The organism is Streptomyces sodiiphilus, from assembly GCF_039529215.1.
GTDB lineage: Bacteria > Actinomycetota > Actinomycetes > Streptomycetales > Streptomycetaceae > Streptomyces > Streptomyces sodiiphilus.
On the sequence record NZ_BAAAMJ010000015.1, the window covers coordinates 59,465 to 80,085 of the forward strand.

A 20,621-nucleotide genomic window follows, 5' to 3' on the forward strand; every position below is an offset into this window, starting at 1 on the left:
TGGCGATGACGAAGATGGTCGCGGCGTCGGAACTCATGTCTTCTCCTTCACCGGTTCGCGGGCCGGGGCCCGGCCTCCTTCCGCCGCGGTGCGGCCGTCCGCCGCCGGGTGCTTCCCGAGGGGGTCCTTCAGCGGCGTGTAGGGCGAGACGAAGATGATCTCGGGGTCGTGCGTGTCGTCGTATCCGGTCGCCCGGGTGAGGGTGAACTGGAAGCCCTTGACGCCGTCCGCTCCCGACCGCTGGATCTCGTGGCGCAGGAAGTTCTGCAGCAGCCGGTAGGCGGGCAGCTTGACGAGCTCGTCGAAGCCCTTGTCGAGGGCGGTGATCAGCTCGCTGCAGATGTCGAAGACGGCCTTCTCCGGGCGCCGGCCGGGGAACCAGGCGATGTGGTGCGTCCTGCGTCCGGCGATGACGTCGACCAGCTTCCAGGAGGACGTCCGCCCGGCCTCGTCGAGCGTGCGGTAGAAGAAGTGGTAGTCGTGCTGGGCGGGTTCGGGGGCGAAGAACCGCCAGTTGGGGAACATCGCCGAGAACAGGTCGATCCGCATCACCCGGGAGAAGCCGGGGTTGGGGTGCTGGGAGGCCGCGGTGCCGACCAGCATGAGGGCGACGGCCAGCCGGCTGAGCCCGCCGGGCCCGGTGAAGGTCGAGCGCAGCAGGGACTTGGGGTTCATCGGGCCTCCTCCTGGCGGGCGGCGGGCGGCTGCGCCGGGACGCCCGCGGCGGTCCGGGGGCCGCCGGACCGGCCGGTGTCGTGGGTCCGGGTGATCTGCTGGTGGAAGTCGAGGATCCGGCGGCCCACTTCGGTGGCCAGCCGGGCCTTGGTGAGGATCGTGTCGTGGTCGGCGCCCTCGATGACCGCGGTGTGCACGATGCGGCCGGGTCCGCGGTGGGAGTCGGCCAGCTCCTTGTGCATCAGGAGCTGTTCGGGGTCGCGGTCCACGGTCCGCTGGGCGGAGATGACCAGCGCGTGCGCGTCGACGGGCGGAAGGTCGCCCTCGAAGGCGCGGAACTCGCGTTCGGTGGCCTTCCATTCGCGGATGCCGGCCTTCCACATCCGGGGGTCGGCGTACTGGGCGAAGGCCCGGTCGCGGTAGTTGGCAGGCAGGTTCTCCACCCATTCGGGGCGGGTGAGCAGCGCGCCGAGCCCGGCCCGCAGGCTGCCGACGAACATGTTCAGTCCGGCCTGGAGCTTCTGGGCGGTCTCGCTCTGCTGCTGCGAGCGCTGGAGTTCGGCCGGGTGGGAGCTGTCGAGGTAGACGATGCCGCCGAGCCGGTCCCCCAGGGCCGCGGCGGCACGGCGGGAGAGCTCGCCGCCCAGGGAGTGGCCGGCCAGCACGACCCGGCGGCCCTCGGGCACGGCGGCCGCGATCAGGTCCACCAGGTCGTCGACCGCTTCCTGGAGGGTGAAGGGCCGCTCGCCCCGGTAGCCGCTGGGCCCGTAGCCGGCGCGGCTGTAGGTGAGGATGTCGCAGGAGCTCTCCTCGATCAGCTTGTCGGTGATCCAGCCGAAGTGCTCGGGGGTGGCGGTCAGGCCGGTGACGAAGACGATGACCGGGGTGTCGCGGTGGCGGGTGAGCCGGATGTCGTAGCTGAGCCGGTTGCCGTGCCGGGTGGTGACCCACTGGCTGCCGGGCCAGCGGTCGGCGGCGCGCATCCGCCGGACGCCGGCCAGGGCCCCGGCGGCGGCGACCGCGCCGGCGCCGGCGATCAGGGCCGCCTTCACCGCCCGGTCGTCGCGGCCGGCGACCAGCGGGTGGGTTCTGGGGGTGCTGGTGTAGGCGACCATCGGGTGCATGGAGACGAAGGAGCTGACGAAGCGGCCCAGTCCCATGAGGAAGCCGTTGGCGGTGTGGAAGGCCACGGCGGAGCCGATGACGGGCCGGGCCAGCGCGCCACCGCGGGCGTAGGCGAGGGGGAACAGGCACTCCAGCGCGAGCACGCCGTGGGCGAGGTAGCGGGCGGGGACGGGGTACCGCCGGGTCAGCTTCCAGAAGCCCTCGTGGCCGTAGGTGCGGGTGCGCATCACGCCGCTGAGGGCGGAGCCGTCCTGCCAGGGCTTGCCGAGCAGCTTGACCCAGCCGGAGATCAGATAGGACAGGTTGGACTGCATGGCGACGTACCACATCAGGGTGTCCTGGACCTGTGGGGAGGGGGCGAGCCGGGCCAGGCCGGTGGCCGTCTGGACCAGCGTGGCGACCTGGTCGGAGCCGTCGGTGCCGTAGCGGTGGCGCGGGTAGAGGGCGGCGTTGCTCAGGCCGAGAAAGACGTTGGCGGCGCCGCGCCACCGGCTGTTGCCGGGCATGAGCAGGCCGGCGCTCGCCGCGACCCGGGCCAGGTGCAGGGCGGTCGTGGTGCGCTCGTCACTGATGGCGTCCAGGAACCTGCGGGTGAGGGGGTGGGACCTGGCGTGCACGTCACGGCCGATGCGCCAGTCGTTGAGACCGCCCTCCGTCCAGTCCCGGCGGCGGGAGAGGTATTCGAGGCCGGCCGTCAGCGAGGTCACGGCCGACAGTCGCTCCGACATGCCCAGGGCGCGGTCCCGGGACACGGGCAGCGGCCCGAGCAGGGCGGATTTCAGCTTTCGGGGTAGTGAGGGCACAGCAGCCTCCATGGCTCCTGGTTCGGGACAGGGCGGTACGGGGAACGGAGAAGAGGAAACGAACAGGTGAACGGGGTGGATACCGGACGCGGTGGGGCCCGGCGGGCCGGTGGGCGGCCGACCGGGCCACGGCCCGCGGACGGGGTGGCCCTCTCCCGGCCAGGTGGGCCGGCCGGGAGGGGGCACTGTCCGCGTGGTGCGTGCCCGCGTCAGCCGTTGCGGCCGGCCTCGAAGGCCGCGACGGTCGCGGAGGCGATGGCCACGCCGCCCAGGAAGGCGGCGGGGGTGGCCAGCACCGGGGAGGAACCCGGGATGACGGTGCCCTTGGTGTCACGGATCTCGACGTCCGCCAGCACGGGGGACTCGTTGATGTGAGCGACGACCTCGTTCACTGATATCTCCTCGTTCACTTGTTCGAATGTGAGGCGACAGGCGTGCCCGGAGACACAGCCCGTCGGAGGGAGGGCTCAGCCTCCCGCGGCCGGAAGCCGGCGCGTCAGCCGATGGCGCGGCCGAGCGCGTAGGCGCCGGTCACCACGCCGGCACCGGCGGTGAAGGCCAGCGCGGTCGCGGGGGTGGCCAGCACCGGCGAGGCCTCCTCGACGATGACGCCCGGGGAGTTCTCCTCCAGGCTGCCGAGCTCGGCCATCTGGTTCATCTTCTCTTCGAGCACGGGATTTCCTCCTCTTTTTGTTTTCTTCCCGGATGTATTCCGGTCACTGCCAGCCATTGGCCAGAGTGCAGGCCTGCCAGCCGTTCGCCTCCAGGCAGGCGTGAAGCCTGCCGTGGAGGCCCGGAACCGGTCCGCCTCTGCCGTCGGGACCGGAGACCACTTCATTCGGCAGCTCACGGGGAACGGCCGCCGCCGCACTCGTGGGCATCGAGACAACCGTGGCAACTGCCCCCAGGAGCAGCACTGCCGAGAGCCTGCGGGTGATCGCCCTCGGAGCCCTGTCCGTGGTACGGGGGTGGCGCTTGACCATCGGGTCCTCCTCGTGAATTTCGCGGTCTCGCCTCCGGTGCGGAAAACATTGCCATCGAGGGCGGTTCCGCTGAAGATCCGTCAGTGGCATATGGCTGCACACCGGATGCAGCATCGTGCACGCCTCCCTTCCCCGGCTGACGTCCGGCACACGCCCGAACGCCGTGCCGCGGCCCCGGCGTCCGGGAGCGGAGCCCCGGCACGACGGGGATGGCGAGAACATGACAGCGGCACGTGCCGACCGGGCATCCGGGCGCCACCCGGCACCGCGGGCGGTCCCGCCCGGGCCCGCGAACGGCGGCCGGAACCGCCGAGCCGCGGCGCCCACTCGCCAGAACTGACGCGACATCAAAGCGCTTACTGCAATTACTCTTTGATCAGCGCCGTTCGACCACACCAGGAGGGTCCGTTGTGCACGCACATGAGATGGCAGCCTTCGGAGTGTCGGCCGAGGAGGAGATCGTCTACCGCCATTTCCTGCGCAATCCCGACACGGCGGCGGACAGCCTTCATCTGACGCTCGGCCTCCCCCGCGAGAGAGTCGCCCACTGCCTGGACCGGCTCCAGGAGCTGGGGCTGCTGCAGCCGGGCGAGGAACCGGACCGACTGCTTCCCACGCCCCCGGAGACCGCGCTGGCCCGGCTGACCGAACTGCGGCTGCGCGAGGTCTACCAGGAGGTACAGAGCATCACGCAGAGCCGCCACATTCTTGACAATCTACGCGCAGAGACCAGCACAGAGGTGTTCACCACGCGGGGGGTCGAACAGCTCGAGGACGGTGCCAGGACGCGCAGCCGCCGGGAGGAACTTGCCTTCTTCGCCCGCAAGGAAATCCTCTCCGTCCAGCCATCCGCCGGGTTCCCGGCCGAGCACATCGACCACTGCCGTCCGCTGTGGGTGCGTTCGCTGCGCCGCGGCGTCAAGCTCCGCAAGGTCGTCTCCAGCTCAGCCCTGGACTGCCGGCGCACCGCCGACTACCTCGGCGAACTCGTCTCCCACGGCGCCCTGGTGAGGGTGGCCGACAAGGTCACCGAACACGTCCTGGTCTACGACCGGCAGGCCGCCCTGGTGCCCCTGGACCCGTGGGACACCTCCCGGGGCTCCCTGGTGGCGCACGGCAGCGGCCTGGTGACCAACCTGGTGGCACTGTTCGAGAAGATCTGGGCGGAGACCGCCAACGTCTCCGTCGTCCTGCAGAAGCCGGAGCCGTCGGAGGAGTCCGCGCTCTCGGAGATCCAGCGGCGGGTGCTCACCTTGATGTGCACCGTCGGCAAGGACGAGACCGGAGCCCGCGGCCTGGGGGTCTCGGTGCGCACCTACCGCCGCTACATCGCCGATGTGATGCAGCGACTGGGCGCGGCCAGCCGGGCGCAGGCCGCGCTGCTGGCCCGCGAGCGGGGCTGGATCTAGCGGAACAGAACCTAGCGGAGGCGTCCGGGGCCTCCTTCCTGGACGGCCCAGCCGACCAGGGCGTTGTCGGCCATCGCCGCGCGGAACGCCGCGCGGGCCGCGGCGTCCCCGCAGCCGGCCGGACGGCCCACCCGCAGCAGCACGCGGTCCGGCCGGACCTCCGAGCGGGAGCAGGACAGGTGCGCCGGGAGCAGGCCCAGCAGCCTGATCACCGTCGTCTCACCGCCCGGCGCCGAGGCGTCCTCGCGGACCGCGACGACGTCCGTGTACTCATGGCTCACGCTGACTCCCACTCCTTCGGCCCGTCCGGGGACGGCGGGGGACACGGGTCACGACGAGGCGGAGCGGTGGTGCCGGGGCCGGCCACGGCCGGCCCCTCGGTGGAGCTGTTCTCTGATCCGCTCCTCGCCCTCCGAGCATGCCGGTCACCCGGCGCAGCAACCGGGTGGCCCGCTGACAGGAGGTGACAGCAGTATGACAGCGGCTGCCGCGCCGATCTGCCAGTGCCGGACGGTCCAATGAAGGCATCGGGCCGATGGCAGACCGCCTCCGGCTCCGCCGACCCAAGGAGACCCCCATGTCCAAGAAGTCCGAGCTGGCCACCCTCGCCGACGAGATCCTGGAGCTGGAGTCGGAGACCTTCGAGATCTCCGACTACTCGGACGAGGCCGAGGTCGTGCTGGCCGGTTCGACCTCCACCTCCTCGACCTCCACCTGCTCCAGCACCACCAGCACCACCTCGTGCAGCGGCGGCGGCAGCGCCGAGCTGGCCATGAACTGACCTGGTCGCAGGCGGATACCCACCGCCCCCGTGCGCACGAGCCCGACCAGCTCGTCCGCACGGGGGCGGTGGCGCGTTCCCGGCTCCCGTCACCGGCGGGTGCCGCGGGGCGGGAACACCCTGTGCTCCCGCCCCCGTTCCTCCCTCGCGCACCCCCGCCCCCGTCAGGGGAAGGGGTGCGGGACCGGGTAGGGCTCCGTCCCCGGGGGCAGGGTGCCGAGCAGCCGCGGCATGTGCGGGGCCCGCTGGCGCTGCCAGCCGAAGTCCAGCGGCAGCAGACCGGGGACGATGGTGGCCACCGTGTGCAGGCCGATGCGGCGCTGTTCGGGCGTGGTCTGGTCGACCGCGATCACGTCGAACCCCGCGCCGGCCAGCGCGTCGCGCACCAGGTGGAGGTCGTCCAGCAGGTCCCCGGTGCGCGGCCGGGTCTTCTCCCAGCCGGCGTAGATCTCGTGCGGCGGCCGGGCCGGCAAGGGGTCCAGGAAGCCCCGCAGGTGCCGGGTCATCTCCGGCAGCCCGTACAGCTGGGCGTGGTCCTTCAGCTGCCGCACCCGGTTGAAGTCCGCCGCCATGGCCGTCAGTTCGTCCATCCGGTCGGCGACCTGGTAGGGCAGGTGGGGGATGTAGGTGAGCACCTCGGAGAGCGCGGACTCCACCGTCGCCTCCGGGCCGAAGCCGGCCGCCGCGGCCAGGGCGAGCGCGCCGGGGCCGCCGTCCCGCCGGGTCGCCACGGTGACGACCACGGGCACCGGCAGATCCCGGCGGTTGTCGAAGGCACGGACGTCGTAGCCGAGCAGCGCGGCGCGATCGACCATGGTGCGGATCGAGCCGCTGCGGCAGGAGTCCAGGTCGATGCCCTCCGGCTCGGGCGTCCCGTACCAGGCGAGCAGGAAGGCGTCGCGCTCGATGAGTTCGAGCAGCCCGTAGAGCACGGCCTCGGTGGCGCTGCCGCCGGAGGCGCAGCCGTTGGAGCACTCGAAGACGAAGCTGTCCTCGTGCGTGCCCGCGCTGTAGTGCACCAGCCGGGCGGGCACCAGGACGGGCCGGTCGTCGCGCAGCGAGTGGCCCCACAGCCACGGGATCTCCGCGGCCGGGTCGAAGGGGCGGACCATCGGGTCCTCGCGGTAGGTGCGTTCGCTGTAGAAGCCGCAGTCCCCCGGGTGCAGCACGGCGGCGGCGCCCTCGCGCGCGGCGAGATCCCGGTAGGAGGCGAGCACCGGCGTGGTGCCGCGCCGCCGGTGGGTGCCGGCGTAGCGCTCCAGCCCTTCCAGGCAGGCCAGTTTCCGGCTGGTCTCGTGCCGGTTGGCCTGGCCGCTCCAGGTGACGTCGTTCAGCCCGGCGTAGCCGCGCACGAAGTGGCTGCCGGAGACCGGGGCGGTGGTGGTGGAGGCAGGGTTGAGCAGGGTCCGTGAGCCGAGCGTTCCGCAGACCGGGTTGACCAGCGCGCCGGCGTCCAGGTCGTAGGAGTCCAGGGTGCGCACCCGCTGCCCGCCGCCGGGTGTCACCGGTGACGGGCCGATCCGCAGCAGGCCGTCCTCGGCCGTTTCCGGCCGGGCGCCGACGCAGTGCGGGCACAGCGGGTCGGGCAGCAGCGGGAAGGTCGCCACGGCGAGCGTCACCAGGTCGACCCGGGTGACCCGGGGCAGCGCGCCGGGTTCCGCGGGGCGGGTGAGGACCGCGTGGCAGGCGGCGCGGACGGCGTCCAGGGCGTGGTCGGTGAGGACCGGCCAGGCCGCGGCCCCGGCCGGGGAGCCGCCGCCCTCCAGCGCCTCGCGCTCGGAGCGGGTGCGCAGCCGCTGCCAGCGCATGGCCAGGCACTGGCCGCAGGCCCGCTGCGGGCCGGTGCCGTCGGCGCGGGCCGCGCCCGCCTCGGCGGTGCCGGCTCCCCAGGGCCCGATGAGCACCGCGCGGGAGGTCAGGTGCACGGTGGCCGCCGGGCGCCGGGCGGCGTGCGGGTCGGCGCCGGGGCGCAGCAGGTTGACGGCGCCGAGCGGCACCACCTCGATGCCGGGCAGCGCCGGCCCGCCGTCGTGGGCCGGATCGGGGCGCTCCAGCGCCCGTTGGAGGCGCGCGCGGGCGGCCTCGAAGGGCTCGGCGGCGGGCGCGGAGGTGCCGGGGGTGGTCACGGTGGCCGTCACGTCTGGTTGCTCCAGCGGAAGGTCTTGGCCACCACGACGGCGAGCACCATGGTGAACAGGGTGAGCGCGCCGCAGGAGATGGCCACCGTGCCCAGGTCGCCGGAGCCGGTGACCGCGGTGGACACGCCGTCGTTGATGTAGCGCAGCGGGAAGGCCCAGGCCAGCGTCTGCATCCAGGAGGGCATGGCGTCCAGCGGGAAGAACGAGCCGGACAGGAACGCCATGGGCACCATGAGGAAGTTGGCGAAACCGGCGACGGCCTCCGGGGTGCGCGAGTAGGAGCCGATGATGGCGCCGATCGCCATGAAGGCCGTCACGCCGCAGATCACCACGGGAATCGCGAGCGGCCAGCTGCCGGAGACCTGCAGTCCGAAGAACGGCAGCGTGGCGACGGAGACGAACAGCGTCCCCTGGAGGATGCCGATGACCACGGCCATGCCGTAGCGGGAGCCGAGCACCGCGGTCAGCGGGGCCGGCGTCATGCGGATCAGCCGCAGGATGTCGTCGCGCCGCCACTGCATCAGCATGAAGGCGACGCCGAAGACGGCGGCGTTGGCGATGCCCCAGGACAGCACGCCGGGGGCGATGTAGTTGATGTACGGCTTGCCGCTCTGCGGCACTTCCTGGCCGCTGAACAGCGCCCCGAAGACGACCAGGAAGATCATCGGGAAGGCGAAGGTGAAGAACATGGTCGTCTTGTCGCGGGTGTAGGCCCGGAAGGCGGCCTCGGTCAGCGCGGTATAGGCACTCATGGTGTGGCTCCGTCGGCGGTGCGGGAGAACGGCGGGAGGGGAGAACGGGCGCGGGTCGGCGGCCGGTTCAGGTGGTCTTCGTGAGCTGGAGGTAGACGTCCTCCAGGCTGGCGGTGCGGGTCTGCACGCCCTGGAGGCCGGCGACCTTCTCGACGGCGGCCAGCAGCGGCCCGGATTCGGCGGTCTCCAGCACCACGACGTCGCCCTCGTGCGTCGCCTCGATGACGCCGGGCAGTTCCTTGGCCTGCTCCAGGGTGAGCCGCTCGGCCGGCACCACCAGCCGGGTGGTGGAACTGCTCGCCGCCATCAGGCGGTTGGGGGTGTCCAGCGCGGTGATCCGGCCGCCGACGATGATCGCCACCCGGTCGCACAGGGCCTGGGCCTCGTCCAGGTGGTGCGTGGTGTAGACGATGGTGCGGCCCGCGCCCTTGAGGTCCCGCAGCACCTTCCACAGGTCGCGGCGGGCCTGCGGGTCGAGGGCGGCGGTGGGCTCGTCCAGGAAGATCAGCTCCGGGTCGTGGGACAGCGCGGAGGCGATGGCCAGCCGCTGGCGCTGCCCGCCGGACAGGTTCTCCACCCGCTCGCCCGCCTTCTCCGTCAGGCCCACGATGTCCAGCGCCCGGGCCACCGCGTCACGCCCGACGCCGTAGAGCGCGGCGACGGTGCGCAGGTGCTCCTCCGCGGTGAGCCGGAAGAAGAACGCCGAGGACTGGGTCTGCAGCCCGATCCGCGGCAGCAGGCCGAGGTTGCGCGGCCAGGGACTCTCGCCCAGGACGCTCACCGAGCCGGAGTCCGCCTGCCGCAGTCCCTCCATGATCTCCACGAGGGTGGTCTTGCCGGCCCCGTTGGGGCCGATGAGCCCGAAGAACTCGCCGCGCGGCACGGTGAGCGACACGTTGTCCACGGCGCGGATGTCGTCGTACGTCTTGTGCACGCCGGTGAGTTCGATGGCGGGTGCGGTGGTGTTCCCGGACGGGGCGGGCGGGTTCGGCACGGTGTCTCCTCGGTGTGCTTCGGGTGGCTTCGGCTGAGGCGGGGGCGAGGGCTGAGGCAGGGTGAAGGCGGGGGGCGGGGATCAAGCGGTGAGGGCGGTGCGGGCGAGCAGGACGAGCGCGGTGAGCAGGGCGCACACGGTCAGCGCCGCGCCCAGCCCGTAGGCGGTGTACAGGACGCGGGCCCGGCGCGGGTAGGCGGACAGCGCCGGGTCGCGGCGGGCGGCCAGTGTCCAGAAGGTGCGGGTGGCCCCGGCCAGGCCGGTGGCGCCCGCGGCCTGGCTGACGATCTTGTAGCCGTCCAGCGGTGGCAGGGGCAGCAGCATGGCCAGGGCCTGCACGGTGCCCAGCACCAGCAGACCGCCCAGGGCGTCCGCGGTGGCCGCGTCCACCGGGGCCCACTGCCAGAGGGCGAAGAACGGCAGCAGGAACAGCAGGTTCATCACCGCGCCGGCCAGCGCGGTCACGATGCGCGCCCAACGCGTGGAGAGGTAGGGGTAGTTCTCCACCGTGCAGTACATCATGATCACCGGCATCCGCCAGCGCAGACCGATCTCGCCCACGGTGCCCCCGTAGTGCCGGGCGGCCACCCCGTGCGCCAGCTCGTGCAGCGCGGTGGACAGCCACAGCAGGGTCGCCGCGCCCATCAGCAGCACCGGGTGGGTGAACATGGCGCCGGTGGCGGCCAGCAGCTCGTCCGCCCGCAGCAGCATCACCGTCTCCATGCCCGCCACGAGCAGCAGCAGCGGCACCATCCACACCGGACGGAGCAGGAAACCGAAGACCCGGTACAGCCGCGCGGCGGTGGCGTCCGGGTCGGACACCAGCGAGTAGCTGCCGGACAGCAGCCGCGGCCCGCCGCCGCCCGCGGCCCGCCGCGCCGCCGCCCCCTCGGCGGGGGCGGGCGCGGCGGGGGCGCCGTCCAGCAGTCCACGGGTGCCCAGCAGCCCGAGCAGCTGCCGCCAGTGCCCGTCACCCAGCCGCTTGCGGTAGGCGCCCGCGTACTCGGCGCCGATCTCGGCGAGCGTCCGGCTGCCGTCCATCCGCCCCATGAGGAAGCCCTCGCGCGGGCCGACCTCGAAGGAGTCGCCGCTGTCGGGGTTCTTCACCAGGTGCACGGTGCGCGGCCCGTGCAGCAGCGGCCCGCTGATCAGCACCCCGGGCCGCAGCCGCGGCTGGTAGGTCGCCATGGAGTCCACACCGGTCACCCGCGTCCGCCCGCCGGAACGGCCAGGGTCTCCCGCAGCGTCCGGCTCAGCACATGGCTGAGATAGGCCTCGTCCTGAATGGTCACGTGCAGCCGGTTGTTGGTCATGTGCATATAGGGGGACAGCAGCCGGACCAGCGCCTCGACCGGGTCGGTGACGTGCTCGTCCCGCTCGCCGTCCCAGGACCGGAACGTCAGGTCACCGGCGGCGGCCAGCGCGTGCGCCCGCTCGCGCAGCTCGGTGCAGTGCTCGGCCCAGCCCGCCAGGAACGCCGGCAGCCGCTCGCCGCCCTCCCCGGAGACCGCCTGCCGGATGCGGGTGTACCAGCGGCCGAGCCCGGGCGAGACCTCGGCGAACCGGCGGTCGTACTCGGTGGAGCCGATGAAGTCCGTCCCGGGGAAAGCCTGGTGCCAGAACTGGTAGTAGCTGTCCAGGTAGTCGCCGACCTCGGGGTCGCCGGGGATGAAGCAGGCGGACATCACCATCATCAGCTGCGCGGAGGTGCCCAGCAGCACGGTGCGCAGGTGCAGGTTCTTGGTGGCGAACGCGTCCAGCACCAGCTCCGAGGAGTGCCGGAAGTGCCACTCGGCCAGCTCGATGCCCGCCGGGCCGCCGTACTTGCCGTACTCCGGCTCGTAGTCCATGCGTGCCCGGGAGTTGTTCGGCCGCAGGTTCATCCGGCCTTCGTCGTCGGTGTACCGGCCGCGCTCGTGGGCCGAGAACTCGATGTCGAACAGCTGGTTGTAGAACTCGTTGAGGAAGCCGGAGTCCACCTGGTACAGCGCGGGCCGTTCGGCGAGGAACGCGTCGATCGCCTCATCGGCGCGGCGCCGCACCTCCTCGTCCGCCTCGGCGGAGGCCGGCCGCAGGCGCAGCCGGACGTGCGGGCCCTCCAGCCAGTAGTTGATGAAGAACCAGTTCGCCAGCAGCCCGTCGGCCTCCAGTCCGGCGATCAGCGGCCGGACGCAGTTCAGCAGCAGGGGCTGGGGGTTGGCGGCGTAGTAGATGTGCGTCGCCTGCCAGTTGCCCGGTCGGGTCATGTTCTGTCCTTACTTTCGGCGGCTTCGGCGGCTTCGGCGGTCTCGGGGGCGTGGCCGGCCGCGGCCGGGAGGCCGGCTCCGGCGAGGGCGGGCTCGGGGGCCTGCCCGGAGCGTGCGGAGGGCGCCGGCGGCGCGGGCGCCGTGACCGTCTCCACCGACAGCTCGGCGACGTGCGCGCCGCGCCCGGAACCGGCGTGCAGCTGGTCGTCGGCCGGGAGCATCTCCTGGAGCACCACACGGGCCTTGTCGGTGCGCAGCAGTGCCTCGAAGGCGGCCAGCGACAGCGCGCTGTCGAAGTCGACGTACTGCGGCTTGGCGGCGGTCGCGCCCCGCGCGCCGCCCTGGGAGACGGTGGCGAAGACCCGGTCCGGCAGCTCCTGGGCGATCCGCCAGCGGTGCCAGCCCCGGAACCAGTCGGCGTCGCTGTCCTCGGGGCCGCGCAGCGGCAGCGCCGAGGCGGGGGCGCTCCAGCTGCGGCGGGCCAGCACCACCCGGCCCGCGCGCACCCGGGGACGGCGGGTGACGCCCGCGTCCGCCTCGCTCTCCGGCACGCCGCCCCACACGTCCAGCGAGGCCATGGCGCTGGGCGAGAGCAGCAGCAGGGTGCGCGGGATCTCCGGCAGCGCCAGTGGCACCAGATACCCCAGGTAGACGGGGACGACCTCGCGGCCCAGCCGGGCCGACCGCAGCACCAGCCGGTCGGCGACCGGGTCGTGCTCGATGAACAGGTCGTCCAGGTGCAGTTGCTGGTGGGCCGGGACGGGGCTGGTCTCGCCGGGGCAGACGATCTCGTGGTCGGTGAGCCTCGCGTGCAGGTTGAGGTTGCTGGTCACCTGTCCGCCGGTCACCTCGGCGAAGACCGCGCCCTCCGGTTCGAGCTGCCGGGCCCGGTCGCGCAGCCGCTCGGAGAACGGCTCGCCGCTGCCGTCGCCGTCGCTGTCCAGGCAGTGGGTGAAGCGGCTGAACGGGAACGACAGGCCGCCGAAGGACCGGTTGAGCACCACCAGCGGGTCATCGCCGTCGCCCTGTTCGGCGACCTGGATGTGGTGCGAGTACAGCGCCAGGGCGGGCCGCACCGGTGCCAGTTCACCGGCGACCGCCTCCAGCAGCTCCGCGGGCAGCACGACCTCGCCCGGGTCCCCGGCGGTGGCCCCGGCACCGGCGCCGCCGACCTCCCAGATCGCGCGCATGCCGGCCGCGAAGGTCCGCCGCGCGGAGTCCAGGGCGCTGATCTGGGGCAGGTTCAGCCAGTTCTCCTCGGGCACGTACCGGCCCCGCTCGTCGAACCGCTGCTTGCCCGCGGTGAACGACATGTACTGGTCGAAGAAGTCCTCGTGGAAGTCGTGCACCAGTTTCTGCAGGTCGGTGCACCGGCCGCCCTTGCCGTAGCGGGCGAGGAAGAAGCCCTTGAGCATGATGCGCTGAGTGAGCGTCAGGTCGAAGGCGGGCAGCGTCTCCTCCACCGCGCGCAGCGGCTCGAAGACCGGCCCCTCCCAGCCGTCCCGCCCGGTGCGCACCGGCGGGGCGGTGACGTCCTCGTACAGCACGGTCTGCGGCACCCGGGTGCGTTCGGCGCCCAGTTCCCGCTGCACCGCGTGCAGCGACGCGCGCAGTTCCTCCAGCAGTTCCCGGCGCCGTGCCGGGCCCGCCTCCGGGAAGCCGCGCAGGCAGGCCGCCGGGGTCTCCAGGGCGTCGGCGGTGCGGTCCGCCCAGGGGCGGCCCAGGGCCCGCAGCGACCGCTGGAACTTCCCCAGCGGGTCCACGTCGTGGACCTGGGCGTGCAGCGAGGGCACCTGCAGCATGCCCAGGTCGAGCAGGGTGGCCAGGTACTGCCCGGCCTCCTCCTCGGTGGCGCCCTGGTCGGCGGCCAGCCAGCCGGCCAGTTCGCCGTAGCGCGGCTCGCCGCGCTCCTCGAAGAGCGTGAGCATGCGTTCCAGTGCTCCGCTGCGGCGCAGGAAGAACAGCCGGTCCTTCACGGAGTCGAAGGTGACGGCCGCGTCGTCGTCGCCCGCGGTGATCCAGCGCCGCACGTAGCGCACCCGGTTCTCGTCCCGGATCCAGCCGGAGGCGGGCGCCACCGGCAGGTCGGCGCGGCGGGCCGGGTCGGCGAGCACGGCCTCGGCGATCCGCTCCAGCGCCAGCACGTTCAGCCGGGGGTGGCTGGTCCACTCGTCGGCGACCCGCAGCTCCCGCGCCGCCCGCCCGCGGCCCTCGGTCCCGGCCATCCCCGCGTCGTCGGTGAACTCGCCGAGCGCGACACCGGTGAAGGTGCTGAACGGGCTGGTCTTGCAGGCCGTCCGGTACAGGTAGGCCAGCAGTGAGCGCTCCACCTTGCGGTTGCGCTTGTCCGCCCGCTCCGGCGGGGTGCGCAGGTAGGCGTCGAGCTGGGCGTCCAGCGAGGGGGAGGCCAGCAGCAGGCCGTCGCGCAGCCGCTCCTCGGCGGCGATGCGGCGCAGCGCGGCGCGGGAGGCGGTGAGTTCGGCGCCGAGCAGGTCCGCTCCGGCCGCCAGGTCCTCGGCCAGCCGGGCGCGGTCCTCCAGCCACGCGGCCAGATCCCGGCCGAGCCGGGCGTCGGCCTCCGCGACCAGGGCGAGTTCGGTGGCGGGGTCGCGGGGCAGCCGGGCGTTGAACACGTCGCGCCGCAGCTTCAGCAGCCGCCGCCGGGCGGCCGGGTCCTCGATGCCGGAGACCACGGCGTGCAGGCGGTCGCCGAGCCGGGCGCCGTCCTCGCGGAGCCGGGAGGTCTCGGCGAGTGTGCGGTCCGCCCAGCGGCGGCTCTCCGGACAGCGCAGGGCGGCCACGGTGTCCGCGGGCAGGCCGGCGATCCGCAGCATGAAGCGCGGGCCGATCGACCGGGAGGGGTCGTCCACGGAGTTCTCCTTCCGTTACGGGGTGGGGGGTTCAGGCGATCTCGTAGCGGAAGTCGGCGGGGTTCGCGCGCTCGTGCCCGAGCATCATGATCAGCAGCGGGTACTCCCCGGTCTCCTCCAGGCCCAGGTGCTCGACGTAGGAGACGTTGTCGAAACCGAGGGCGACCCCGCAGCCGATGCCGAGCACCGCGGCGGCGCTGTAGGTGGCGTTGGCGATGCCCCCGATCATGGCGTTGACCAGCCGGTATCCGCGGGGCCCGACGGCGTCCAGGACGGCGTGGGTGCGGACGGTGGGCACCAGCACGGCGCCGGCCTGCTCCAGGTTGTAGTTGGACAGGAAGTAGTTCTCCTGCAGGAAGCCGCCCAGCGGCCCCCGGGTGACCTGCCGCAGCCCGCCGGCGTCCGGGTCGTGCACGTACGCGCCGGGCTCCAGGCCCTCCACGTGATTGACGAACGCGTACAGCTGCACCAGCCGGGGCGCGCCGGGCGGCAGCGCGTCGCCGCCCAGCGCGTAGCCGCCGCGGGCGGCGCTCAGCGCCGCGGCCAGGTGCTCGGCGCCGAGCGGCCGCTGCGCCTCGAACCGGCCGAAGCTGCTGCGTCGCCGGCGCAGCGCGGTGAGCACGTCGGTGTCCAGTGGCGCCGGGGCGGGCAGCTCGGTGAGCGGGCCGCGCCCGGTGACCGGCGGCGCGGCGGCCGGCTCCAGGTCCCGCGCCGCGGGCCGGTCGGCGGCGCGCCCCGAGGTGACCTGCTGCATCGTCGTGTTGTGCTCGAACTCCCGTGTGCGGCGGGACTGTTCGCTGTCCCGCAGCCGCACGGTGGCGGACACCGGGCCGGCGTCCGGCCCGGCGCCGTCCCCGGGCGGCGTCCCGGCCCCGGTGCCTGCCCAGCGCAGGCCGACGACGGCGAAGATCCCCTCCTCGCTCTGCTCAACGCCCAGCAGCCGGGCCAGCCGGTCCTCGTCGAACCACAGGGCGGGCTCGACCTCCAGGCCGCGCGCCCGGCCCCACATCCGCCAGGTCTGCACCAGCGCCCCGATGTCCATGCTCACCGCGTGGAACGAGAAGCTGTTGTACTTGAAGGCGTTCTGCCAGTACTTGACGCTCAGCACCAGATACTGGTCGGTGTCCGGGCCGGGGGCGTCCGGGCCGAGGGCGGCGCGCACCTCCCCCGTGACGTCCCCGGTCAGCAGCCGCTGCAGGGCGTGCCGGGGCGGGTAGTAGTGGTGGATGCCGGGCGGCACCGGCCCGGCCGCGCCGGAGATCCAGTGGATCGCGACGGGGTACAGGCCTCCGCCGGAGGAGGTGCCGCGCGACCAGTTGGCGATGGGGTAGTGCGGCAGCGCGCCCAGGTCGGTGTTGGCCTGCACGCCCAGGCGCCGCCCGGTCAGCCCGTAGGAGTCGCGCAGCATCCCGGACAGCACCGCCAGGTCGAACGCGCTGTCGCGCGGCGGGTCGGCGTCCGGCGGCAGCGAGCGGCCGACGGTCGCCCCGGCCGGGTAGCCGCCGTCCGGCGGCAGCGGCAGCACGTCGGCGCCGGGGTAGAACTTGGCCCGCCGCGGCGGGTCGTCGTAGTCGGGGACGAACCCCACCGGCTCCATGTGGACCCGGCCGCGCCGCAGGATCTCCGTCGCGTAGTCATGGGCGTATCCCATGGTCTGCTCCTTGTCGTCGGCCGCGGTCAGGGGAAGGGGTGAGGCGCGGGGTTGAGGGTGCCGGGGGTCAGGTCGGTGTCCTTCAGCCCGGCCTCGCGGAGCGCGGTGAACATCCGCGGCATGTGCCGGGCGCGCTGCCGGGACCAGCCGAAGTCGATCGGGATCAGCCCGGGCACCAGCACCGAGAGGGTGTGCAGTCCCATCCGGCGCTGCTCGGCGACGGTCTGGTCCACCGCGATCACGTCGAACCCGGCCGCTGTGACCGCTTCCAGACATGCCGTCAGGTCCTCGCGCACGTCCCCGGTCGGCTGGGGCACCGAGCCGTCGCCGAACCGGTCGGCCATGCTGTGCGCCGGCGGGCGGGGCGCGCCCGGGGCACCGAGCAGGAACTCGGCGTGCGCGCCCATCTCCGGGACGCCGTACAGCATCGGGTGGTCGTGGAGCTGGACGACCTTGCGGTAGTCGGCGGCCATGGCCCGCAGCCGGGTCTCGTCGTAGGCGAACCGGCCGGGCAGGTTGACCGAGTCGGTGGCGATCTCGCACATCGCGGACGCCAGCGCCGACTCCGCGTCCAGCCCGGCACCGGCGCCGAAGCACATCCGGCCCGGCCCGCCGTCGAACCGCTCGGCGACTCCGGTGATCACCGGTACGGGGAAGCTGATCCGGGTGTCGAAGAACCGCGCCTCGTAGCCGTACATCTCCAGCCGGTCGACCATCTGCACGGTGGCGGGGCTGGTGCTGGTGCGCGGGTCGATCTCCGGCAGCCGGGCCCTGCCGTACCAGGCCAGCAGGAACGCGTCGCGCTCGATGACCTCCAGCAGCCCGAAGTAGACCGCCTCCTCCACGCTGCCGCCGGAGGCGCAGCCGTTGGAGCTCTCCTGCACGAACCGCCGGTACAGGCTGCCCGACTGGTAGTACGTCAGGATCTCCGGCACCAGAACCGGCCCGTCGTCGCGCAGCGAGTGGCCCCACACCCAGGGGATCTCCAGGTCCGCCCGGAACGGCTGGGCCTTGGGGTAGGTGCGGTGGAACTCCTCCGAGTACAGCCCGCACACCGCCGGGTCCAGCACGGTGTGGCCCCGCTCGCGCAGCTGCTCCAGGCTGCCGGTGACGGCGGTGGTCCGGGCCCGGGGCCGGGCCCCGGCGTAGCGCTCCAGCCCTTCCAGGACGCCGATGCGGGCGCTGTCCCGGTAGCTGTCGGCGTGCCCGCCCCAGAACGTCTCGACCAGTCCGGCGCCCGACCGCTCGGTGAAGCAGCCGATGGTCGCCGAGGTGGACGTGGAGGACACGTCGTAGACCAGCGAGCGGCCCAGCACCCCGCACACCGGGTTGGCGTAGGCGGCCACCGGCAGGTCGTAGTCGTCCAGCGGGCGCACCCGGGAGGCGCCGGGCCGGTGCACCGGGGCGGGCCGCAGCTCGATCGCGGCCGCATCCGCGGAGTCCGGGCCGAGCCCGCCGCAGCGCGGGCACTCCGGGTCGGGCACCAGCGGATACCGCCGGACGGTCAGTTCCGCCAGGTCCACCAGCAGAACCCCGGGCCGGGGCCGGTCCTCGGCCAGCCAGCCGGCCAGCGCGGCGGCCACCGCGTCGGCGGCGAACGGCGTGACCCACGGGGGGCGCCCGGCCGCGCCGGTGCCCGCCCCTCGTTCCACGGCGTCCCGCAGCGACTCGTACCGCGACAGCTGCCAGCGGCGCTCCAGGCACAGCGGGCAGGGCGGCTCGTCACGGCCGGGCAGCGGGCCGAGCACGGCGTGTCTGCCGTACAGCCACACCGGGACGGCCGGGTCGGCGGGCCGGTCACCCGGGTCGGCGATCGCGTCGCGCACCCCCAGGGCGGCGACCGTCACCCGTTCGGGCCGGCCGAGCGCGGCCAGCGACCGGCCGGTCAGCTCCGCCATTTCCCGGCAGGCCCCGGCCACCGGCCCGGGCACCTCGGCACTCGCCCGCTCCGGCGCGTGCGCGGGGGCGTCAAGGGTCAGCATCAGCGCTCCCCGCGGGTGAGCAGCACCCGGGCGGTGTGCACGCCGCCGGCCAGCAGGTCGGCCGGGGTCGTCGCCACGTGCAGCACGTCCCGGCCGGCGGCCCGCAGCCGCTCCAGCACCGGCCCGAACGACTCACCGGCCCCGGAAGTCTCACCGGCCGGGTCACCGGCCTCGGGCAGCGTTCCGTCCCCGGCCCGCACGGTGCCCGGCTCGAACGCCACCACCAGCGGATCCCCGGTGTCCGCCACCTCCCCGGTCTCCGCCGCCAGCTGCACCTGCCCCAGCAGGTCCCGCAGCGCCGACGCCGCCGCCGCACGCCTGGTCAGGGCACAGCCCACCGCCCACCGGCCGGCGCCGGCACCCCCGTCGGCCGGCGCCGTCTCGCGCGCCAGCACCACGTGCGCCCCCGAGTGCTCCCCCTCGCCCAGATCCAGCAGCTCCGCGTCCAGCTCCAGGTTCCGCGCCGACTTCCGCAGGAACACCAGCTCCGCGTCGTCACCCGCCTCCAGAAGCCGCACCCTGCCGCCGCCGCGCACCGCCCGCATCAGCGCGTCGTGCGCCAGCGCGGACAGCAGCCCGTCACCGGCCGCCTCCTGCGGGGACTCCCCCGCGCCCGCCCCGGCGCCGCCGGCCTGCACCAGCCGCTCCCGGTTGTGCTCCCCCGCCGGGTGCACGGCCGCCGCCGGCACCAGCACCGGCTCCTTCGTCAGCAGCGACACCGCCCGCACCCACGCGGCGATGTCCTCCCTGGCCGCGCCCGTCCCGCCGTCACAGGTCAGCGCCGCGGGCACCAGCGCCTGCTCCTCCTGCCCGGCACCGCCCGGCACCGTGCCCGGCGGCACCATGTGCGTCGCGTACACGCACGCCGCGGCCCGCAGCGCCCGCAGCCGGGCACCGGCCAGATGGTGCACGTCGAACGCCGACAGCGTGCGCCGCCCGGCCCGGCCCAGCGGCATCTCCAACCGCGCGATCTTCAGCGGCGTCTGGGTCAGCACCTCGTCGTCCCAGCGGCTGATCACCCCGGTGCGCTCCCGCACCAGCGACTGGCTCAGGCCGTTCAGCCGGGCCACCAGATCCTCCGCGTCCCGGGCCGTGGCCACCTCGGTGGACCGCGCCACCACCGGCTCGTCCGGCAGCACGTCCCCCGCCGCCCCACTCACGCAGCTCCGGCAGCGCGGATGCGGATGCAGCGGCTCGGCCACCACGTCCAGCGACTCGATGTCCTGCACGATCACGTGCCCGTCGGTCTCCGCCCGCTGCACCCCGGCCGCCACCCGGAACGCCTCGAACCCCAGCAGATTGCCCATCATCGCCGCCAGCGGACCGCGCACCCGCTCCGCCCCGGTCGCCGGGCCCGGCCGGGCACTGCCGGCGATCCGGCTCCACAGCTCGGCCGCCGCCCCCGCGTCCGTGGTGTCACCGAACCGCAGCACCGCGCACGACCAGCAGCCCGTGCCGCCCGCCCGGCTCAGCGGCCCGGCCACCACCCGCGACCCGAACGTCCACACCGGGATGACCACCTGCCCCTCGGCGAGACCGGCGCCCAGCAGCCGGTGCGTGCGCGGGCCCGCGTCGTCCCCGGCCACCAGCAGCACGTCGAAACCCGCCGTCCCCGGCAGCTCCCGCCGGCCGGCCTCCGGAACGTCCAGCTCCACCGGGCAGCCCGCCTCCGCAAGCTCCGCCGCCTCCGCGACCGCCTGCGGCGCCGCCCCCTCGGCGGTGATCCGGGCGCAGCCGTTGCGCACCAGGGACAGCACGGCCCAGCGGGCCGTCTCCCCCTCGCCGAGCACCGCCACCGAGGTGTTCCGGTAGGCGGCGAACCGCCGCCCGGCGTCGTCCCCGTAGTGGTCGATGTAGGCGATCTGCGCCGCGAACCGCCCGGCCACCGCCTCCGGCAGCCCGGGGCCGCCGGTCTCCTCACCGTCGTCCGGCCCGGCGTCGCGGGCGAACCCCTTCTCGTACAGCGACCCCACCAGGTGGGCCACCATGGCCCGCTGCTGCTCGCCGAACCCGGTGCAGATGTCCGACAGCCGGTGCGAGCCGTCCAGGTGCGGAACGATCAGCGAGGCGAAGCGGTAGGCCGTGCGGCCCCTGAGCAGGAAGCCGCCGTCGGCGTTGTGGAAGAGCACCCCGCCCGGGCTCTGCGTGAACAGCACGTCACGGCTGATGCGGGGCCGGGTTCCGGCGAGACGGTCAAAAGCAGCGGGCATAC

Annotated in this window: 17 protein-coding genes; 2 read left to right on the top strand and 15 right to left on the bottom strand. The window is 73.8% G+C overall.

Going from position 1 to position 20,621, the window contains the following annotated elements; genetic code table 11:
* Positions 1-33 precede the first annotated feature (33 nt).
* The 5 genes from ABD299_RS08775 to ABD299_RS08795 form a co-directional block, all read right to left on the bottom strand.
* Positions 34-675, bottom strand: coding sequence for a hypothetical protein (locus ABD299_RS08775; protein WP_344260119.1), 642 nt, complete (start codon positions 673-675; stop codon positions 34-36).
* Positions 672-2,603 (bottom strand): alpha/beta fold hydrolase, encoded by a 1,932-nt coding sequence (locus ABD299_RS08780; protein WP_344260121.1) that lies wholly within the window; start codon positions 2,601-2,603, stop codon positions 672-674. Before ABD299_RS08780 ends, ABD299_RS08775 begins: the two co-directional genes overlap by 4 nt.
* Positions 2,604-2,812: 209 nt before the next feature.
* A complete protein-coding gene (locus ABD299_RS08785) occupies positions 2,813-2,995 on the bottom strand; it encodes a hypothetical protein (RefSeq protein ID WP_344260123.1) in 183 nt (60 codons plus the stop codon).
* A gap of 104 nt (positions 2,996-3,099) precedes the next feature.
* Entirely contained in the window at positions 3,100-3,276 is a 177-nt protein-coding gene (locus ABD299_RS08790) for a hypothetical protein (RefSeq protein ID WP_344260125.1), read from the bottom strand.
* Positions 3,277-3,319: 43 nt separating this feature from the next.
* Positions 3,320-3,586: a hypothetical protein gene (locus ABD299_RS08795; RefSeq protein WP_344260127.1), complete on the bottom strand. Its 267-nt coding sequence runs from the start codon at positions 3,584-3,586 to the stop codon at positions 3,320-3,322.
* 425 nt (positions 3,587-4,011) lie between these two features.
* Between ABD299_RS08795 and ABD299_RS08800 the strand changes: the two genes are divergently transcribed.
* Positions 4,012-4,995 (top strand): helix-turn-helix transcriptional regulator, encoded by a 984-nt coding sequence (locus ABD299_RS08800; protein ID WP_344260129.1) that lies wholly within the window; start codon positions 4,012-4,014, stop codon positions 4,993-4,995.
* Between the two features lie 11 nt (positions 4,996-5,006).
* Here ABD299_RS08800 and ABD299_RS08805 read toward each other — a convergent pair whose 3' ends face one another.
* The gene (locus tag ABD299_RS08805; protein ID WP_344260131.1) at positions 5,007-5,276 is read right to left on the bottom strand and encodes a hypothetical protein; all 270 of its coding nucleotides are present in this window, start codon (positions 5,274-5,276) and stop codon (positions 5,007-5,009) included.
* 296 nt (positions 5,277-5,572) lie between these two features.
* On the opposite strand from ABD299_RS08805, the gene ABD299_RS08810 reads away from it, so the two are divergent.
* On the top strand, positions 5,573-5,776 hold the full coding sequence (locus ABD299_RS08810) for a thiazolylpeptide-type bacteriocin (RefSeq protein ID WP_344260133.1): 204 nt from the start codon (positions 5,573-5,575) through the stop codon (positions 5,774-5,776).
* Between the two features lie 164 nt (positions 5,777-5,940).
* On the opposite strand, the gene ABD299_RS08815 is transcribed toward ABD299_RS08810, so the two are convergent.
* The 9 genes from ABD299_RS08815 to ABD299_RS08855 all read right to left on the bottom strand — a co-directional run bounded on the left by ABD299_RS08815 (position 5,941) and on the right by ABD299_RS08855 (position 20,619).
* Positions 5,941-7,914, bottom strand: coding sequence for a TOMM precursor leader peptide-binding protein (locus tag ABD299_RS08815; RefSeq protein ID WP_425581287.1), 1,974 nt, complete (start codon positions 7,912-7,914; stop codon positions 5,941-5,943).
* Complete coding sequence (locus ABD299_RS08820; RefSeq protein WP_344260135.1) at positions 7,911-8,666, bottom strand: ABC transporter permease; 756 nt, start codon at positions 8,664-8,666, stop codon at positions 7,911-7,913. Before ABD299_RS08820 ends, ABD299_RS08815 begins: the two co-directional genes overlap by 4 nt.
* A 67-nt stretch (positions 8,667-8,733) precedes the next feature.
* Positions 8,734-9,660: an ABC transporter ATP-binding protein gene (locus ABD299_RS08825; RefSeq protein WP_344260137.1), complete on the bottom strand. Its 927-nt coding sequence runs from the start codon at positions 9,658-9,660 to the stop codon at positions 8,734-8,736.
* A gap of 81 nt (positions 9,661-9,741) precedes the next feature.
* A complete protein-coding gene (locus ABD299_RS08830; protein WP_344260139.1) occupies positions 9,742-10,848 on the bottom strand; it encodes a site-2 protease family protein in 1,107 nt (368 codons plus the stop codon).
* A gap of 14 nt (positions 10,849-10,862) precedes the next feature.
* Entirely contained in the window at positions 10,863-11,906 is a 1,044-nt protein-coding gene (locus ABD299_RS08835) for a lantibiotic dehydratase C-terminal domain-containing protein (RefSeq protein ID WP_344260141.1), read from the bottom strand.
* On the bottom strand, positions 11,903-14,740 hold the full coding sequence (locus tag ABD299_RS08840; protein ID WP_344260437.1) for a lantibiotic dehydratase: 2,838 nt from the start codon (positions 14,738-14,740) through the stop codon (positions 11,903-11,905). Before ABD299_RS08840 ends, ABD299_RS08835 begins: the two co-directional genes overlap by 4 nt.
* A 67-nt stretch (positions 14,741-14,807) precedes the next feature.
* Entirely contained in the window at positions 14,808-16,427 is a 1,620-nt protein-coding gene (locus ABD299_RS08845) for a nitroreductase family protein (protein ID WP_344260143.1), read from the bottom strand.
* A gap of 26 nt (positions 16,428-16,453) precedes the next feature.
* Complete coding sequence (locus ABD299_RS08850) at positions 16,454-18,409, bottom strand: TOMM precursor leader peptide-binding protein (protein ID WP_344260145.1); 1,956 nt, start codon at positions 18,407-18,409, stop codon at positions 16,454-16,456.
* Positions 18,409-20,619, bottom strand: coding sequence for a TOMM precursor leader peptide-binding protein (locus tag ABD299_RS08855; protein ID WP_344260147.1), 2,211 nt, complete (start codon positions 20,617-20,619; stop codon positions 18,409-18,411). Before ABD299_RS08855 ends, ABD299_RS08850 begins: the two co-directional genes overlap by 1 nt.
* Positions 20,620-20,621: the final 2 nt, after the last annotated feature.

Coding starts and splice junctions, on each gene's coding strand:
- ABD299_RS08840 (WP_344260437.1), bottom strand. CDS start 14,740: ATGCTGCGGATCGCCGGCCTGCCCGCGGACACCGTGGCCGCCCTGCGC.
- ABD299_RS08820 (WP_344260135.1), bottom strand. CDS start 8,666: ATGAGTGCCTATACCGCGCTGACCGAGGCCGCCTTCCGGGCCTACACC.
- ABD299_RS08810 (WP_344260133.1), top strand. CDS start 5,573: ATGTCCAAGAAGTCCGAGCTGGCCACCCTCGCCGACGAGATCCTGGAG.
- ABD299_RS08795 (WP_344260127.1), bottom strand. CDS start 3,586: ATGGTCAAGCGCCACCCCCGTACCACGGACAGGGCTCCGAGGGCGATC.
- ABD299_RS08835 (WP_344260141.1), bottom strand. CDS start 11,906: ATGACCCGACCGGGCAACTGGCAGGCGACGCACATCTACTACGCCGCC.
- ABD299_RS08800 (WP_344260129.1), top strand. CDS start 4,012: ATGGCAGCCTTCGGAGTGTCGGCCGAGGAGGAGATCGTCTACCGCCAT.
- ABD299_RS08855 (WP_344260147.1), bottom strand. CDS start 20,619: ATGCCCGCTGCTTTTGACCGTCTCGCCGGAACCCGGCCCCGCATCAGC.
- ABD299_RS08845 (WP_344260143.1), bottom strand. CDS start 16,427: ATGGGATACGCCCATGACTACGCGACGGAGATCCTGCGGCGCGGCCGG.
- ABD299_RS08830 (WP_344260139.1), bottom strand. CDS start 10,848: ATGGCGACCTACCAGCCGCGGCTGCGGCCCGGGGTGCTGATCAGCGGG.
- ABD299_RS08850 (WP_344260145.1), bottom strand. CDS start 18,409: ATGCTGACCCTTGACGCCCCCGCGCACGCGCCGGAGCGGGCGAGTGCC.
- ABD299_RS08775 (WP_344260119.1), bottom strand. CDS start 675: ATGAACCCCAAGTCCCTGCTGCGCTCGACCTTCACCGGGCCCGGCGGG.